15 protein-coding genes are annotated in these 15,627 nt (G+C 40.0%); 11 read left to right on the forward strand and 4 right to left on the reverse strand.

Annotated features, from left to right (window positions below; genetic code table 11):
* Positions 1-9 precede the first annotated feature (9 nt).
* On the forward strand, positions 10-1,722 hold the full coding sequence (locus AC3KVK_RS07825) for a DUF3466 family protein (RefSeq protein WP_490312409.1): 1,713 nt from the start codon (positions 10-12) through the stop codon (positions 1,720-1,722).
* 62 nt (positions 1,723-1,784) lie between these two features.
* Here the strand turns inward: AC3KVK_RS07825 and AC3KVK_RS07830 are convergent, their stop codons facing one another.
* Complete coding sequence (locus AC3KVK_RS07830) at positions 1,785-2,297, reverse strand: DUF2062 domain-containing protein (RefSeq protein WP_490312410.1); 513 nt, start codon at positions 2,295-2,297, stop codon at positions 1,785-1,787.
* A 183-nt stretch (positions 2,298-2,480) separates the two neighbouring features.
* Between AC3KVK_RS07830 and AC3KVK_RS07835 the strand changes: the two genes are divergently transcribed.
* From AC3KVK_RS07835 to tcdA, 7 genes are read left to right on the forward strand one after another with little or no spacing between them, the layout of a single operon-like run.
* Positions 2,481-4,538, forward strand: a complete 2,058-nt coding sequence (locus AC3KVK_RS07835; protein WP_490312411.1) for a DNA internalization-related competence protein ComEC/Rec2 — start codon at positions 2,481-2,483, stop codon at positions 4,536-4,538.
* A 59-nt stretch (positions 4,539-4,597) separates the two neighbouring features.
* Positions 4,598-6,343, forward strand: a complete 1,746-nt coding sequence (msbA, locus tag AC3KVK_RS07840; RefSeq protein WP_490312412.1) for a lipid A export permease/ATP-binding protein MsbA — start codon at positions 4,598-4,600, stop codon at positions 6,341-6,343.
* On the forward strand, positions 6,340-7,317 hold the full coding sequence (gene lpxK / locus AC3KVK_RS07845) for a tetraacyldisaccharide 4'-kinase (RefSeq protein ID WP_490312413.1): 978 nt from the start codon (positions 6,340-6,342) through the stop codon (positions 7,315-7,317). Before msbA ends, lpxK begins: the two co-directional genes overlap by 4 nt.
* Positions 7,307-7,504 carry a Trm112 family protein gene (locus tag AC3KVK_RS07850; protein ID WP_490312414.1) on the forward strand — a complete coding sequence of 66 codons (198 nt, stop codon included), beginning with the start codon at positions 7,307-7,309 and terminating at the stop codon, positions 7,502-7,504. The genes lpxK and AC3KVK_RS07850 overlap by 11 nt, the downstream gene beginning before the upstream one ends.
* Complete coding sequence (gene kdsB, locus AC3KVK_RS07855) at positions 7,492-8,250, forward strand: 3-deoxy-manno-octulosonate cytidylyltransferase (RefSeq protein ID WP_490312415.1); 759 nt, start codon at positions 7,492-7,494, stop codon at positions 8,248-8,250. Before AC3KVK_RS07850 ends, kdsB begins: the two co-directional genes overlap by 13 nt.
* Positions 8,243-8,902, forward strand: coding sequence for a TIGR01621 family pseudouridine synthase (locus AC3KVK_RS07860; RefSeq protein ID WP_490312416.1), 660 nt, complete (start codon positions 8,243-8,245; stop codon positions 8,900-8,902). Before kdsB ends, AC3KVK_RS07860 begins: the two co-directional genes overlap by 8 nt.
* A gap of 18 nt (positions 8,903-8,920) precedes the next feature.
* Entirely contained in the window at positions 8,921-9,727 is an 807-nt protein-coding gene (tcdA, locus tag AC3KVK_RS07865) for a tRNA cyclic N6-threonylcarbamoyladenosine(37) synthase TcdA (protein WP_490312417.1), read from the forward strand.
* Positions 9,728-9,732: 5 nt separating this feature from the next.
* Here the strand turns inward: tcdA and AC3KVK_RS07870 are convergent, their stop codons facing one another.
* The 3 genes from AC3KVK_RS07870 to AC3KVK_RS07880 form a co-directional block, all read right to left on the reverse strand.
* Complete coding sequence (locus AC3KVK_RS07870; protein ID WP_490312418.1) at positions 9,733-10,146, reverse strand: SufE family protein; 414 nt, start codon at positions 10,144-10,146, stop codon at positions 9,733-9,735.
* A 4-nt stretch (positions 10,147-10,150) separates the two neighbouring features.
* Positions 10,151-11,365: a SufS family cysteine desulfurase gene (locus AC3KVK_RS07875; RefSeq protein WP_490312419.1), complete on the reverse strand. Its 1,215-nt coding sequence runs from the start codon at positions 11,363-11,365 to the stop codon at positions 10,151-10,153.
* A 110-nt stretch (positions 11,366-11,475) separates the two neighbouring features.
* A complete protein-coding gene (locus AC3KVK_RS07880) occupies positions 11,476-12,762 on the reverse strand; it encodes a citrate synthase (RefSeq protein ID WP_086744963.1) in 1,287 nt (428 codons plus the stop codon).
* Between the two features lie 374 nt (positions 12,763-13,136).
* Between AC3KVK_RS07880 and sdhC the strand changes: the two genes are divergently transcribed.
* The 3 genes from sdhC to sdhA are packed head-to-tail and all read left to right on the forward strand — an operon-like array spanning position 13,137 to position 15,625.
* Positions 13,137-13,514 (forward strand): succinate dehydrogenase, cytochrome b556 subunit, encoded by a 378-nt coding sequence (gene sdhC, locus AC3KVK_RS07885; protein WP_490312420.1) that lies wholly within the window; start codon positions 13,137-13,139, stop codon positions 13,512-13,514.
* Positions 13,505-13,852 (forward strand): succinate dehydrogenase, hydrophobic membrane anchor protein, encoded by a 348-nt coding sequence (sdhD, locus tag AC3KVK_RS07890; protein WP_490312421.1) that lies wholly within the window; start codon positions 13,505-13,507, stop codon positions 13,850-13,852. Before sdhC ends, sdhD begins: the two co-directional genes overlap by 10 nt.
* A complete protein-coding gene (sdhA, locus tag AC3KVK_RS07895) occupies positions 13,853-15,625 on the forward strand; it encodes a succinate dehydrogenase flavoprotein subunit (RefSeq protein WP_490312422.1) in 1,773 nt (590 codons plus the stop codon). It begins immediately after the preceding gene.
* Positions 15,626-15,627: the final 2 nt, after the last annotated feature.

Raw genomic sequence — 15,627 nt, forward strand, 5'->3', positions numbered from 1 at the left:
GAATTAGCAATGAAATATACTTTACTTGCGGCCACTATTGGTATGATTTATAGCCAATCAGCTCATGCTGCAACATACCAATTAGAAGAGCTTGCGACTTCAACTAACGCAAAATTGCACTATGTTACCGCATTTAATAACAATGGTGATGCAATTGGTGTGACGCGCGGTCAATATAATATGCCGATTGATACCGCAGCCATTGACTACGACGATTCAGGGCTTAAAAGTGCCTATGATAATCAAAAAGTGTACGAAGAATCGATCGATAAAACAATTACCTTTACCTTAGAAGATATTGAAAATAATATAATTAATGCAGATGCATTAACCTTCTTAATTGGTTTTTTACAACAACGAAATCGTGACCCAAAATGGCAGAAGATTTCTGATCAAGTCGCTGTAAATTATACAACTGAAGCTGAAGAAGTTCTTTTATTTGACCAACAGTCACCTGATTATGATGATTTGACGCGCTCTGTGATTAACCAATACACCGCAGTTAGTGAGGATAATAGTAAAACAGCATGGGGAAGCGCCCCTTATCGTAAAGTTCAGTTTACGCCAGAAGGCCGTGATGAAGACACATATTTTGTGCGAGATTTTGAATCTCGTGCGGTTGTCGTGTCTCCTTTTGGTGATAAGACGACTTTGTCACCTGTATATGATACCCATGGTGGTATTTCAATGGCATCAGGCATAACGCTACTTGCTGATGGCACCTATTTAGTGGTCGGTGATAGTTCAACAGGTATTCCTGAAGATCGTCAAAAAAATCTCGATGATAATTGTGATGGCAAAGATGAACCAGTTGAAGTCTGTATTTGGAGTTACAAAACTTCAGAAACCCCGCTGTTTGACCGCCGCGCGATGCAATGGCATTTAGACAGTGAATTTAATGTATTATCAGCCACTGAGCTCGGTTTGGGCTTGACGCCTAAAGAGAATGAAGGCATGGCCTTTCGCAGTACTGCTGTTAATGTGAATTCACAAGGACTCGTTGTAGGCTATTCGGATATTCGTTGGAAAGACACAGATAATAGGGTGTCTATGCCTGTTTATTTCAAAGACAATAATGTCGTCCCTTTTGTTGACCAAGAAGACGATTATTATCGGGGCAAGTCTGTGGCGGTCAATGATAATAATGTGATTACAGGTTATGCGACTCGTATGATCAGCGGTGTTGATCGTTCTAAATTTTTCTTTCATGATGTCACGACGGGTAAAACAGAGTTCCCAGAAGATTTTTTCTCAAGTGCGAGCTCTATTGGTCGAGACATTAACAATAATGGTTTGATTGTTGGCGATGGTGAAATTGAAACAAGTACCTCTACGAATCGACGTCGCGAAGGATTCCTTTATGATATCAATACAGAGAAGTTTACCAATATCAATGATTTACTCCCTTGTTATGATACGGATGGTAAAACGAAATTTCCATATATTTTAGCAGAAGCAATTGCGATTAATGATCATAATGAAATTGTTGGTGCAGCAACTAAAACAGTCAAAAAAACGGATTCACAGGGAAACTTAGTTCTTGATGTTAATGGAGAGCAAGAATTTGAAAGTGTCATAGTTCCTGTTAAGTTGACGCCAATTAATGGAGAAATAGAGTCATGTCCTCCTTCGGTACAAGAGCCCCATGAGCGCAATGGCGCCAGTTTGGCTTGGTTAGTTTTACTGACCTTACCATTCGCAGCTTGGCGTCGACGTCGCTAAGACATTGTATAAACATAAAAAAAGCCACAGATTTGTGGCTTTTTTTATGTTTAAAAAAGAAACTATGATTTTTTATGCCTATTCAACCACGCTTTTCTTACTGTTCTGCGCCATAAAATATCCACCACAAAAAAACCTAAGATAGATGCAATTGTGGCACAAATCAAAGAGCCAATTATAAAAGCAGGTCCTATACTAGAAATACTGGCTTCTAGCCATTGCCAAGTTGGCTCAAAGGCAAACTCTTGTTTTTTGTGACCGAGCACGGCGACACCAACCAGATAACTCCCATAAAAAATAGGTGGCATGGTGAATGGGTTGGTTATCCAAACTAACGCGACCGACAAAGGCAAATTGACACGCAAAGGAATGGCAAGGGCTGCGGCGAGTAACATTTGAAAAGGAACAGGGATGAAGGCAAAAAATAACCCTACAGCGAAGGCTCCTCTGGCTGAGCGACGATTTAAATGCCATAAGTTTGCATCGTGTAATACATCACCAAAAATTCGCAATGATTTATTTTCTTTGATCTTATTGTGATCTGGAAGAAAGCGTTGAATGGTTTTTTTTGGCATCGTTTAAAAATGTTCCCTTTTCGTCAAATCAGTTTAGGATTTGTCTTTGGTTGTGTATTGTCGCTATTTTTTTACAATACACCAGTGTTTTTTGGCTTGATTGTCATTTTCGCCTTAATCAGCTTCTATTTTAAGCAAATTCGAGTTTTACTGTTCGCTGCATGTTTCGGGCTTGTTTATATAATGACCTACTATCACTTCGTTTACTCATGGAATCTTCCTATTTACACACGAGGAGCACAATACGATATCGAAGCCGTTGTGCTTGCACAGTATGATGAAAGTGAACCTCGCTACCTTAAAGTCCGTTTGTCGCGGATCGACAACCGTCTAATCAAACCTTGGCAAAAAGTATTGGGTTATGTCTCTATTTATAACAATACCGAACAGCTGCCACCAGGAACAATATTTTCAGCAAGTGCACGGCTGAAACCGTACCGTCATGTACGAAATCGTGGTGTCACAAATAAAGAATTGTTTGCGTTTTATCAGGGCGTAAAAGTCAAAGGGTACATCAAAGGCCAATCTCTTGAAATTATAACTCAAGCCAATAAAAACCGCTTTATAAACATTTTGCCAACATCAGAATATACAGGACTATACCGTAGTCTGTTGTTTGCAGATAAATCCACTATTACTAAGCAAACTTATAGCGACTTCCAATTAAGTGGTTTGGCACATTTATTAGCGATTTCAGGTCTGCATATAGCAGTGGTATTTTCATTTGGAATTCTAATTTCAAAAGGTATTTTGTATTTGTGGCTATTGCCGTTGTCCCAACACCTTAATTTAAAAGTTTTTCAGCTCTTATTTTCATTGTTTCTTTGTTTAGTTTATGTGTACTTAAGCAATTTTAGTTTGTCGGCGACACGCGCATTTGTCATGTTGAGCGTGTTTGTACTACTTTATCTGCAGGGAAAATCTTATTTATCATATCAAGCATTATTATATGCGTTGGTGATCACACTTTTAATTAACCCATTTCAACTACTTAATCCAGGTCTTTACTTTTCATTTATAGCTGTCGCGACAATTTTGTATTTCATTCACCACCCTTTATATAAAATAACGAGTCGTTTTTTATGGTTGCGTTGGTTATACCGACTGATCGCTTTACAGATAATGCTATTTGTTTTCTTAATACCATTGACTTGGTATTTTTTTGGCGGCATACCAATGCTCAGTATTTTAATTAATCTGATAGTTGTACCGTTGTTTGTGTTGTACTTGCCACTTTTGATGGTTTCTGTATTAGTGGGTGCGTTATTCAATCACTTTTGGTTATTGTCATTGGTGGACGTGATAACAGAATGTGGGCTGATGGCATTAGGCAGCATTGATTTAGTGAGTTTTTGGCTCGCTTTACCTGAACTTAGCTGGCAAACGACTACATTGGTTTATCTATGCATTATTTTAGCGAGCTACCGATTGTTTTGGCGTTTTACCGTTTTGCCTTTGTTGGCGATGTTGATTGATTTATTGAATGTTGAACGGCCGAGTTGGGAAATCAATATTCTTGATGTTGGGCATGGACTGAGTGTCTTAATCTCACAGAAAAATCAGGTATTGGTCTATGACTTGGCGGCTCAATTTAAAAATGGTTTTTCCTATGCCGAGCAGCAAATTAAACCCTTTATTGATGCGCAAGCTGAACGTGTAACCCACACGATAATAAGTCATCGTGATAATGATCATGCAGGCGGCCTCAGTTATTGGAATAAAATAGGGTTATCTCAGACGGTTCTATTTTCAAACGATACTCAAGATCAGGCTGGCTATTGCCACCCAGGGAGTTTTGTTTTTGAACAACTCAATGTATCGATACTCGCACCATATCAGCTTTCTTCTCGCAGCAATAATAATTCATGTGTAGCCTTAATTTCAGACGGTGAATTGAGTGTATTATTAGTCGGGGATATCCATCAAAAAGCTGAGTACGAACTGATAAAGCGTTTTAGTCATTTGAATGCAGACATTTTGATTGCGCCTCATCATGGTAGCAAGAGCTCATCATCAGATTCCTTTGTGAAGGCTGTTTCACCGAAATGGGTCATTTATTCAAATGGCGCGTATCATCGTTGGAACATGCCAGATGTCACCGTTATGCAGCGCTATCATACTTTAGGCGCTATGCAACTAGAAACAAGAGTACATGGTCAGATCAGGATCCAAGTTTTTGAAGATGATTATTCAATCGATTCAGCAAGAGCAACACAAAGATATTGGTTTTTATCCAATTAGTTTGGGTTTTATGGTCGGCGGAGATACAATAGCCTCGTTTTTAATTAAAGATATGAGTTATGAGCAAGACAGCGACGCAAGTTTACAAACGGCTATTCCGTTATGTGGGTGACTACAAGTTTGTAGCAGCTATGGCTATTGTCGGGATGTTAGGGTATTCGGCAATGGACGCTTTATTCGTCAGATTAATGAAGCCTTTTATCGACCACGGGCTTAATGAACAAAATGCCGATGTATTAGCTGCAGCTCCATTTGTTGTAATTGCGCTTGTTATTGCACGCGGTATTTTCAATTTTATGTCTAGCTATTGTCTCAGTTATGTAGGCTCACAAGTAGTGAGCAATCTACGACAACAATTATTTCAACATATCCTAAACTTACCGGTGTCGTTTCATGATAATCAGTCAAGTGGTAATTTAATTTCAAAAATAACTTTTGACACTGAGCAAGTTCAACAAGCAATCACCAAAGCCTTACTTGTACTGATCCGTGAAGGGGCGTATGTCGTTTTTTTATTGTACGTCATGTTCGAAGTCAATTGGCAATTATCGCTTATTTTTTTATTAGTCACCCCTTTTGTCGCTATTGTAGTGAGTGTTGTCTCTAAGCGATTTAGGAAAATTTCTAAGAACATTCAATCAGCGATGGGGGATGTAACAAGAAGCTCTGAACAAATGCTTAAAGGGCATAAAGTGATTCATGGTTTTGGTGGTCAAGATCAAGAGATCCACCGTTTTTCAGAAATCAATAATCATAATCGACGTCAGCGCGTTAAAATGGACTCAACTAAAGCCTTGAGTGTCTCAGTGATTCAAATTTTAGCGGCTTCATCGATGTCTGTCATTTTAGCTGTGATAGCGATGCCTAATATGATTAATACCATCAGCTCTGGCACTTTTGTGACATTGATCTCGTCGATGATGCTCATGTTACGCCCACTGAAACAAATTGCAAATGTAAACAGTGATTTGCAACGAGGTGTTTCTGCGGCGCAAAGTGTCTTTGAAATTTTAGATACTGAATTAGAAAAAGATACAGGCACACGACCTCTCACAAAGGCCGTAGGGCGTATAGAAGTAGCGCACTTAACGTTTGCATACCCTAATAAAGACGAAGCTGTGCTGCATGATTTATCACTCACAATCGAAGCGGGACAAAGTATTGCTTTAGTTGGGCGCTCTGGCTCAGGTAAATCGACATTATCCAACTTACTACCCCGATATTATGATGTGGCCAATCCAGAAACAATTCGTCTTGATGGCTTTCCACTAACAGAATATGGTCTTGGCGATTTACGTAGCCAATTTGCATTAGTTTCGCAGCAAGTGATCTTATTTAACGACACGATCCGCAACAATATTTGTTATGGACATGAATCAGCGTTATCAGATGAACAATTAATTGAAATTGCGAAAAAAGCGCATATTTGGGAATTTGTTAAAGAGTTACCTGAAGGCTTAGATACCATGGTGGGCGAGAATGGTGTAATGATGTCGGGTGGACAACGTCAGCGAATTGCCATTGCGCGTGCCATTGTTAAAGACGCGCCTATTTTGATTCTTGATGAAGCCACCTCAGCACTTGATACAGAGTCAGAAAAGCTAATTCAAATTGCATTAGAAGACTTAATGAAAAACAAAACATCAATAGTGATCGCACATCGTTTGTCGACGATTGAATCGGTCGATCAGATTTATGTGATTGATAATGGACAAGTTATAGAGCAAGGCAATCATGAGCAACTATTAAACCAAGATGGGCATTATGCTGCGTTAGTCAAAATGCAATTTGGTGATATGTCGTGAATTTTTTAGAAAAAAGCTGGTATCGTCCATTTGGGTTCAGTTGGCTTTTATTCCCTTTATCGTTGTTATTTTGGTTAATTAGTTCACTTCGAAAATATGCGTATCGCTTTGGCGGGCTGGATCAACCAAAAATGACAACACCAGTGATTGTGATTGGAAACCTAAGTGTTGGGGGGACAGGTAAAACCCCAATGGTTATTTGGTTAAGTAACTTTTTAAAATCACAAGGTAAAAAGGTCGTAGTGATTAGCCGAGGCTATGGTGGCCATTCTGAACTCTATCCTATTGTTGTTGATAAAGATACATCACCTTCGCAGGCCGGTGATGAGCCTGTGTTAATTTACAAACGGTGTGCTATCCCAGTGATTGTTGGACCAGATAGAATCAAAAGCATCCATTTAGCGAATGAAAGATTTACACCTGATGTCATTATTTCTGATGACGGAATGCAACACTATCAGATGCAACGGGCTGTCGAGATTTGTATCGTTGATGCGAAACGTCAGTTTGGAAATGGTTTTTTATTACCGATGGGACCACTGAGAGAAAGGAAGTCTCGGTTAAAAACAGTTGATATTGTCATCGAAAATGGCGGGCAGTCAGAGTTTAGTTATCAATTAGCGAGTGTCGGTTTTTATCGAGTCTGTGATTTTTCTGCTGCACTTGAAGTGTCAAAATACGGTGTTGCTGTATCGGCCATTGGTAATCCAGCACGATTTGAAGAAAGCTTAAGTAAATTAAGTGTAGAGATTACCGATAAAGTTCATTTTAGAGATCATCATAAATACACTGAAGTTGACTTTTTACCGTACTCAACACAGCCAATTTTTATGACAGAAAAAGACGCGGTAAAATGCCATACATTTGCTCCAGATAACTGGTATTTTCTGAAAGTCGATGCTGAGCCAAATAGCGCAGCTAAACAAAAAATAGAATCAATTTTAATTACAAAAGGGATCCTTCATGGCCTTTGATACTAAACTACTCGAAATTATCGCTTGCCCAGTTACAAAAGGTAAGCTTCGTTATGACAAAGACAATGCAGAGTTAATCAGCACACAAGCTAAGCTGGCTTATCCTATTCGTGAAGATATTCCGGTGCTATTAGAAAATGAAGCCCGAGAATTAACTATGGAAGAGGTTGAGCAGTGGAATTCATAGTCGTTATTCCGGCCCGATTTGCATCGAGCCGATTACCAGGTAAACCACTTGCTGATATTTGTGGTAAGCCAATGATTCAACATGTGTACGAAAAAGCAATGCGGTCAGGTGCTTCGAAAGTTGTAATTGCAACCGATCATCCGAAAGTACAAGCAGTGTGTTTGGAATTTACCCAAAATGTATTAATGACAAAAGTTTCTCATGAGTCAGGCACTGAGCGTTTAGCTGAAGTGGTCGATTTACTCAATCTTCCCGATGACACAATTGTAGTGAACGTTCAAGGTGATGAGCCTCTGCTTGCACCTGAAAATGTTAAGCAAGTAGCTGGTTTATTGAATGACGGACAAGCTCCAATGGCAACTTTGAGTGTGGCAATCAAAGACGCAGCAGAAGTGTTTAATCCTAATGCGGTGAAAGTTGTGAGCGATCACAGTGGCTTTGCTCTTTACTTCTCGCGTGCGAGTATCCCTTATGATCGCGATAGATTTGTAGCGACACAACAAACTGACATTGGCGATTTCTACCAACGTCACATTGGCATTTATGCTTATAAAGCAGGTTTTATAAAGCAGTATATTGAAATGGTACCTTCTCCACTTGAAAAAATTGAAGCTTTGGAGCAACTGCGAGTATTATTTCACGGCGAAAAAATTAAGATTGAGCAAGCACATATTGAACCGGAGGCTGGAGTTGATACTCCTGAGGATCTGGCGCGTGTGATTGAGATTATGACGAAAAATGCTTGAAATTGTATTTGAGCATACCGATTTTTATGTATTTAACAAACCCTCTGGCATGAGTTTTCATAGTGAAACTGGTCCTGGGTTTGTTGTAATAGCCGAAAAGCAAGTTAGCGAAAAATTATTTCCAGTCCATCGCCTAGACAAAGTGACTTCTGGGCTCATTATTTTAGCGCGACATTCTGAAGCTGCTGCGCATTTTACTCAACTGTTTTCGACGCATTTAATAAATAAATTTTATCTTGCTTTATCTGATAAAAAGCCGAAGAAAAAACAAGGCTGGGTAAAAGGGGATATGACTAAGTCACGGCGGAGCACTTATAAATTATTGAAAACACAGCAAAACCCTGCGGTTACCCGGTTCTATTCTTTGCTTTGTAAAGAAGGGTTACGCGGTTTTATATTAAAACCTTATAGCGGGAAAACGCATCAACTAAGGGTTGCACTTAAAAGTTTATCAGCGCCTATTTTAGGGGACACCTTATACGCTGGTACGCTCAGTGATCGCACGTATCTCCATGCGTTTGCACTTGACTTTACATGGTATGCGGAGCATATCCAGTTAATCTGTAAACCCGACTTTGGTGATAAATACACAACCCTTGATTGGCATAATACATTGCTGCCATGGGAAAAACCATGGTTGCTAGATTGGTAGTGAGATAGATAGAAAACTATGACGACAACAGATTATCAAACTCGTTTTGGTGGAATAGCCCGTGTTTATGGCACAGACCAAAGTGAATGGTTGGCTGATGCACACTTTTGTGTGGTTGGGATTGGGGGGGTAGGAAGCTGGGTTGCAGAAGCATTTGCACGCTCAGGCATAGGACAACTCACCTTAATCGATTTAGATGATATTTGTACGACAAATATCAATCGTCAGATCCATGCACTTACGGGCACGGTGGGGGAAGAAAAAACTCATGCGATGGCGGCGCGGATTAAAGAGATTAACCCTTCATGTAATGTAACTATCATCGATGACTTCTTAACACTCAACAATATTTCAGAGCATATTCAGGGATATGATTATGTCATTGATTGTATCGATCAAGTGCCTGTAAAAGCCGCATTAATCGCACATTGTAAACGTAATAAACTTGCAGTATTTACAACGGGCGGAGCAGGTGGCCAGTCAGATCCAAGTAAAATTCAATATGGTGATGTGGCGAAAACTACGCAAGATCCCTTGTTGGCAAAGGTGCGTTATTTATTACGTAAGCAGTACAATTTTTCGAATAATCCTAAACGTAAATTTGGCGTTGATTGTGTATTTTCTACTGAGCAACTTAGTTACCCAACAGTAGATGGAACTGTTTGCCAAGCAAAGCAGTTAGCAGATGGTTCGATGAACATGGATTGTGCCACAGGCTTTGGCTCGTTAACTATGGTGACTGGCACATTTGGTTTTTTTGCTGCCTCAAAAGCGATAAAAAAATATTTAGAAAAACAGCAACGCCTGCAATCTCCAGTGAATTAAATTATTTATTGATAACGTGCAATAAAAAGAGCAACTTCGTTGGCAATGGCTCTGATCCCATTGCCTCGAGATGGACTTAAATGCTTAATTAATCCCATTTCACTAAATTCAGCTTCTATCTCAATTTTTTCTGCTTCGATGGGTGTCAAGCCGTTGAAACAATGTAAGATTATTGCAACTAATCCTTTGACAATACGTGTATCAGAGTCAGCCACCACAACGATAGTATTTTCAGTTTCATCTAACTCTAAATATAACCACACATTGCTTTCACAGCCCGTTACTTTCGCTGAGTCGACTTTGAGTGCATCGGGTAAAACAGGTAATTTTTTACCAAAGAGCATAATGTGGCGATATTTTTCTTGCCAAGTTGATGAAGTGATGATGGTCTGTTTTAAGTCTATATATTCTTGATTCATAACGTTAATCTAATAATGAAATGGCTGATTTAAGTGCTGTAATGAACAGATCGATATCGTGGTGATTATTGTAAAATGCTAAGCTTACCCGAACGGTTCCAGAAATACTTAACTCAGCCATCAAAGGTTGTGTGCAGTGATGACCAGATCGCACAGCGATACCATGCTGATCGAGAATATGAGCGATATCATAAGGGTGTTCATCTTTATAATTAAAACTGACTGTCCCGATATTGTTGTTTAAGTCGCCATAAATTTTGATATTGTCAATTGATTGCATTGATTTCACTAAATAATCGAAAAGGTCGCGCTCATAAGCTCGGACTACCGAATGATCAAGTGATTCTAGATATTCAAGCGTTGTTTTAAATGCAATAACAGCAGAGATATTAGGCGTGCCAGCTTCGAATTTTGCAGGGGGAGTTGCAAAACTAGTGTGCTCAAAACTGACCGTTTCTATCATTTCTCCACCCGTTTGGTAAACATCAAGGGCACATAATGCTGCGTATTTTCCAAATAAGGCACCTAAACCGGTTGGCCCTAGTGCTTTATGGGCCGATAAAACATAAAAATCACAGTCCAGCTCTGAAAGGTTAGGACGAAGATGAAGAAAAGCTTGTGCACCGTCAATCACTGTTATTGTATTAAATTGTTTACTAAATTGAATTAATGCTTCGATTGGCTGAATGTTACCTAGAGCATTAGATGCGTGTGAAATAGCCAGTACAGCCGGTTTAGATTGTTCGATTATTTTATATGCGTTATCGATCTGTAGCACACCGTGCTTGTCCAATGGTAAGACAACTAATTGAGCGCCTGTTCTTTTGCATAACTGCTGCCAAGGCACAATATTGGCATGATGTTCTAATGCACTGATCACTATCGTATCAGTCGAATTGATAGTGTCAGTTAAACCATGTGCAATGAGATTAATGCTTTCAGTGGCTCCTTTCGTCCATACTATTTCTGAAGGATTAACAGATAAGTAGTGAGCCAAATGAGTCCGTGTCGCTTCGTAACTTGTGGTTGCTTGCTCACTAAGGCGATGAATGCCTCGATGCACATTTGCATTTTGTTTGGTGTAATAACGACTTATGCTATCTATTACACACTCAGGTTTTTGCGAGGTCGCTCCTGAATCTAGATAAACCAGTGGTGTGTGGTCGAATTGAGTCTTTAATAAGGGGAAGTCATCGCGCAGGGATGCAGGGGATCTCATAATCTTTTCAAGCAAGGGTATCTGCTAGGTATTTTAAGGAATTCTCAAGGCGAATCAAGGAAGAATTAAAAAAGGCCACGAATGTGGCCTGAATTATTAATTATTTGAGATTAACGTTTGTCAGTGGCGACAAAATCACGTTTTGTATAACCTGTATATAACTGACGAGGGCGACCAATTTTGTGACCTGCTTGAGATAACATTTCATCCCAATGTGAAATCCAACCAACAGTACGTGACATTGCAAATATTACAGTGAACATATTTGTTGGGATCCCGATTGCTTTTAAGATGATACCTGAGTAGAAATCGACATTAGGGTACAGTTTTTTCTCTACAAAGTATGGGTCTTCTAAAGCGATTTGTTCAAGGCGCATTGCCACATCAAGAAGAGGATCTTGAATATTCAATTCAGCAAGTACTTCGTGACAGGTTTGACGCATTACTGTCGCACGAGGATCGAAGTTTTTATAAACACGATGACCAAAACCCATTAAACGGAATGGGTCATTTTTGTCTTTTGCTTTAGCAACATACTCATCGATACGGTCTACAGAACCAATTTCTTCAAGCATGGTTAAGCAAGCTTCATTGGCTCCACCATGTGCAGGACCCCATAGTGAGGCAATACCAGCAGCGATACATGCGTAAGGATTAGCACCTGATGAACCAGCTAAGCGAACTGTTGATGTCGATGCATTTTGTTCGTGGTCAGCATGAAGCATAAAAATACGATCCATTGCTTTTGCAAGAACAGGGCTTACTTTGTATTCTTCAGCTGGTACTGAGAACATCATGTGTAAGAAGTTTTCAGCGTAGGTTAAATCATTACGTGGATAAACAAATGGTTGCCCAATCGTGTATTTGTAAGCCATGGCAGCAATTGTTGGCAGTTTAGCAACAAGTTTGATTGCACTAGTTTTACGTTGTTCAGCATTGGTGATATCAATGTCATCGTGGTAGAAAGACGACAATGCACCTACAACACCACATAACATGGCCATTGGGTGAGCATCAACGCGGAAGCCTTGGAAAAATGATGCAATTTTTTCATGCAACATAGTGTTGGTCGTGATATCAGTCACAAACTCAGCCATTTGAGCTTCGTTTGGTAACTCACCTTCAAGCAATAAATAACAAAGCTCTAGGTAATTTGAGTTTTCAGCTAGATCGTCGATTGCATAACCACGGTGTAGTAACACACCTTTTGCACCATCGATAAAGGTGATTGCTGATTCACATGAGCCCGTTGACATAAAACCTGGGTCATAAGTGAAGTAGCCGTGGGCACCTAAAGTGCGAACATCAATAACATCTTGACCAGCGGTTCCAGAATAAATCGGTAATTCAATTGGGTCTAGACCATCGATATGAACTGTGGCTTTGTTGTCGGCCATCTAATACTCTCCTATGATAACAATTCTGATTGTTAGTTTTTATACTGATTATAAGCACGTTAAGTTCATTTTAACGTAAAAACCACTATGAAAGTCAATTTTAATGCACAAACGTATAATAAATATTCTGTAGAGATTAAATATTATACCAATGGCTAATTCGCAAGCCGCTCTAATTAAACAAGAATTGTAATATGGTCAGTGGCTATATATACTGTGGTAGGTTTAACACCGCTACGTCTTCAGTGATTTTTAGCATTCTACTTAGGTTCGTCCCCTGAGTAAGCAAATCACTTTGATGGTTCCACTTAAAATTTAAGTGGGTTGACAACAACAATAGTTGGACTCTTTATGAGTCAGATGGGCAAGTAACTGTGAAAAAGCAACGACCTGTAAATCTAGATTTATCGACTATATCAATGCCGGCGACAGCAAAGGCATCAATTTTACACCGTGTGACTGGTGTAGCTTTGTTCTTTGCACTTACATTCGTCATCTGGGCTTGGTCTGAATCTCTCTCTTCTGCTCAAGGTTTTGAGTTTGTAAAGAGCCTCTTCACCGGCTTTATCGCTAAATTCATCGCATGGGGCACAATCACTGTGTTGATATACCATTTAATTGGCGGCTTCCGTCATTTAATTATGGAAATGGGCCACTGGGAAGAATTAGAGTCAGGCAATAACAGTGCTAAAGCTGCAATCGCACTTTGGATTGTTTTAGCTGTAGCAGCAGGAGCATGGATATGGTTTTAAATCAAGCATCTCTTAAGCGTGATGGTGTACAAGATTTTGTATCATTACGTGCAACGGCGCTAGTTCTAGCGGCATACGCATTATTTATCTTAGGCTATTTTATAGCAACTCCGGAAGTCACTTTTGAAGCTTGGCAAGGTTTATTTTCTAACCTTGCAGTTAAAGTTTTTACCCTTGCTGCACTCATTTGTATGATGATTCATACCCGGATTGGTTTGTGGCAAGTACTGACTGATTACATTAAAAATGCAAAACTTCGTGCTGTACTAAGCTTTGTATTGAATTTAATGGCTTTCGCATATGTAGCGGTTGGCCTGTTTGTTCTGTGGGGTGTTTAAGTGAATTATACTGTCCGAGAATTCGATGCTGTCGTAATCGGTGCCGGTGGTGCTGGGATGCGCGCTGCACTTTCTATTACTGAATCTGGCAAAACATGTGCCCTGATTTCTAAAGTATTCCCGACACGTTCACACACTGTGTCTGCACAGGGTGGTATCACTGTTGCGTTAGGTAATGCACATGAAGATAACTGGGAATTCCACATGTACGATACCGTTAAAGGTTCTGATTTTATCGGTGACCAAGACGCAATCGAATATATGTGTAAAACGGGTCCAGAAGCGATCACAGAATTAGAGAATATGGGCTTACCATTTTCTCGTTTTGAAAATGGCCGTGTTTATCAACGTCCATTTGGTGGTCAATCAAAGAATTTTGGTGGTGAACAAGCGGCTCGTACTGCAGCAGCAGCTGATAGAACAGGCCATGCTTTACTACACTGTTTATATCAACAGAATGTTAAAAATAAAACCAATGTATATTCTGAGTGGTACGCACTTGATTTAGTTAAGAATCAAGATGGCGCAGTTGTTGGTTGTACGGCAATCGACATTGAAACGGGTGAAGTTGTTTACTTTAAGTCAAAAGCAGTTGTGCTGGCTACCGGCGGTGCTGGTCGTATTTATGCTTCGACGACTAATGCTCATATTAATACTGGTGACGGTGTTGGTATGGCAACACGTGCAGGCATCACATTACAAGATATGGAAATGTGGCAGTTCCACCCGACAGGTATTGCAGGTGCAGGTGTACTTGTAACTGAAGGTTGTCGTGGTGAAGGTGGTTATCTTTTGAATAAAGATGGCGAGCGATTTATGGAACGTTATGCACCAAACGCGAAAGACCTTGCTGGTCGTGATGTGGTTGCTCGTTCAATGATGACTGAAATCCGTGAAGGTCGTGGTTGTGATGGTCCTTGGGGTCCTCATATTAAACTTAAGCTGGATCACCTTGGTGAAGAAACGCTTAACTTACGTCTTCCTGGTGTATGTGATTTGTCAAAAACTTTTGCTCACGTTGATCCTGCTAAAGAACCTATACCTGTTATTCCTACTTGCCACTATCAGATGGGTGGTATTCCAACGAATGTAAATGGCCAAGCATTAAACATCGATGCGGCTGGTAACTCTTCAGTTGTTGAAGGTTTATTTGCAGTTGGTGAGATTGCATGTGTGTCTGTGCATGGTGCGAACCGCTTAGGTGGTAACTCATTACTCGACTTAGTTGTATTTGGTCGCGCAGCTGGTTTATACCTTGGTAAATACCTTGCCGGCAAAGATTTTGGTCGCGAAGCATCTGAATCTGATCTCGAGCAGTCTTTGGCTCGTTTCAATCGTTGGGAAAGCTCTAAAGCTGGACAAGGTGAAGATCCGGTACAAATCAAGAAAGACTTACAAATGTGTATGCAATTAAACTTCTCGGTGTTCCGTGAAGGTGAAGCGATGGCACAAGGTCTGGCTGAACTAAAAGAGATCCGTGAACGTCTGAAATTTGCGCGTTTAGATGATAAGTCATCTGAGTTTAATACAGCTCGAATTGAATGTTTAGAACTTGATAACTTAATGGAAACAGCTTATTCAACGGCTGTTGCTGCTAACTTCCGTACAGAGTCGCGTGGTGCGCATGCACGTCAAGATTTCACTGAACGTGATGATGAAAACTGGTTATGTCACTCGATTTATAATCCTGTCACAGAATCTATGAGTAAGCGTGATGTGAATTTTGCTCCAACTTTACGTGAAGCATTCCCACCTAAGACACGTACATACTAGGA

Source organism: Pseudoalteromonas sp. J2K-J979 (genome assembly GCF_058169715.2).

Bases quoted from the DNA above. Each gene is read 5' to 3' on its own strand.
- AC3KVK_RS07880 (WP_086744963.1), bottom strand. From the start codon at position 12,762: ATGGCCGACAACAAAGCCACAGTTCATATCGATGGTCTAGACCCAATT.
- AC3KVK_RS07860 (WP_490312416.1), top strand. From the start codon at position 8,243: ATGCTTGAAATTGTATTTGAGCATACCGATTTTTATGTATTTAACAAA.
- AC3KVK_RS07850 (WP_490312414.1), top strand. From the start codon at position 7,307: ATGGCCTTTGATACTAAACTACTCGAAATTATCGCTTGCCCAGTTACA.
- AC3KVK_RS07870 (WP_490312418.1), bottom strand. From the start codon at position 10,146: ATGAATCAAGAATATATAGACTTAAAACAGACCATCATCACTTCATCA.
- AC3KVK_RS07825 (WP_490312409.1), top strand. From the start codon at position 10: ATGAAATATACTTTACTTGCGGCCACTATTGGTATGATTTATAGCCAA.
- AC3KVK_RS07830 (WP_490312410.1), bottom strand. From the start codon at position 2,297: ATGCCAAAAAAAACCATTCAACGCTTTCTTCCAGATCACAATAAGATC.
- msbA (WP_490312412.1), top strand. From the start codon at position 4,598: ATGAGCAAGACAGCGACGCAAGTTTACAAACGGCTATTCCGTTATGTG.
- tcdA (WP_490312417.1), top strand. From the start codon at position 8,921: ATGACGACAACAGATTATCAAACTCGTTTTGGTGGAATAGCCCGTGTT.
- AC3KVK_RS07835 (WP_490312411.1), top strand. From the start codon at position 2,481: ATGACCTACTATCACTTCGTTTACTCATGGAATCTTCCTATTTACACA.
- sdhD (WP_490312421.1), top strand. From the start codon at position 13,505: ATGGTTTTAAATCAAGCATCTCTTAAGCGTGATGGTGTACAAGATTTT.
- AC3KVK_RS07875 (WP_490312419.1), bottom strand. From the start codon at position 11,365: ATGAGATCCCCTGCATCCCTGCGCGATGACTTCCCCTTATTAAAGACT.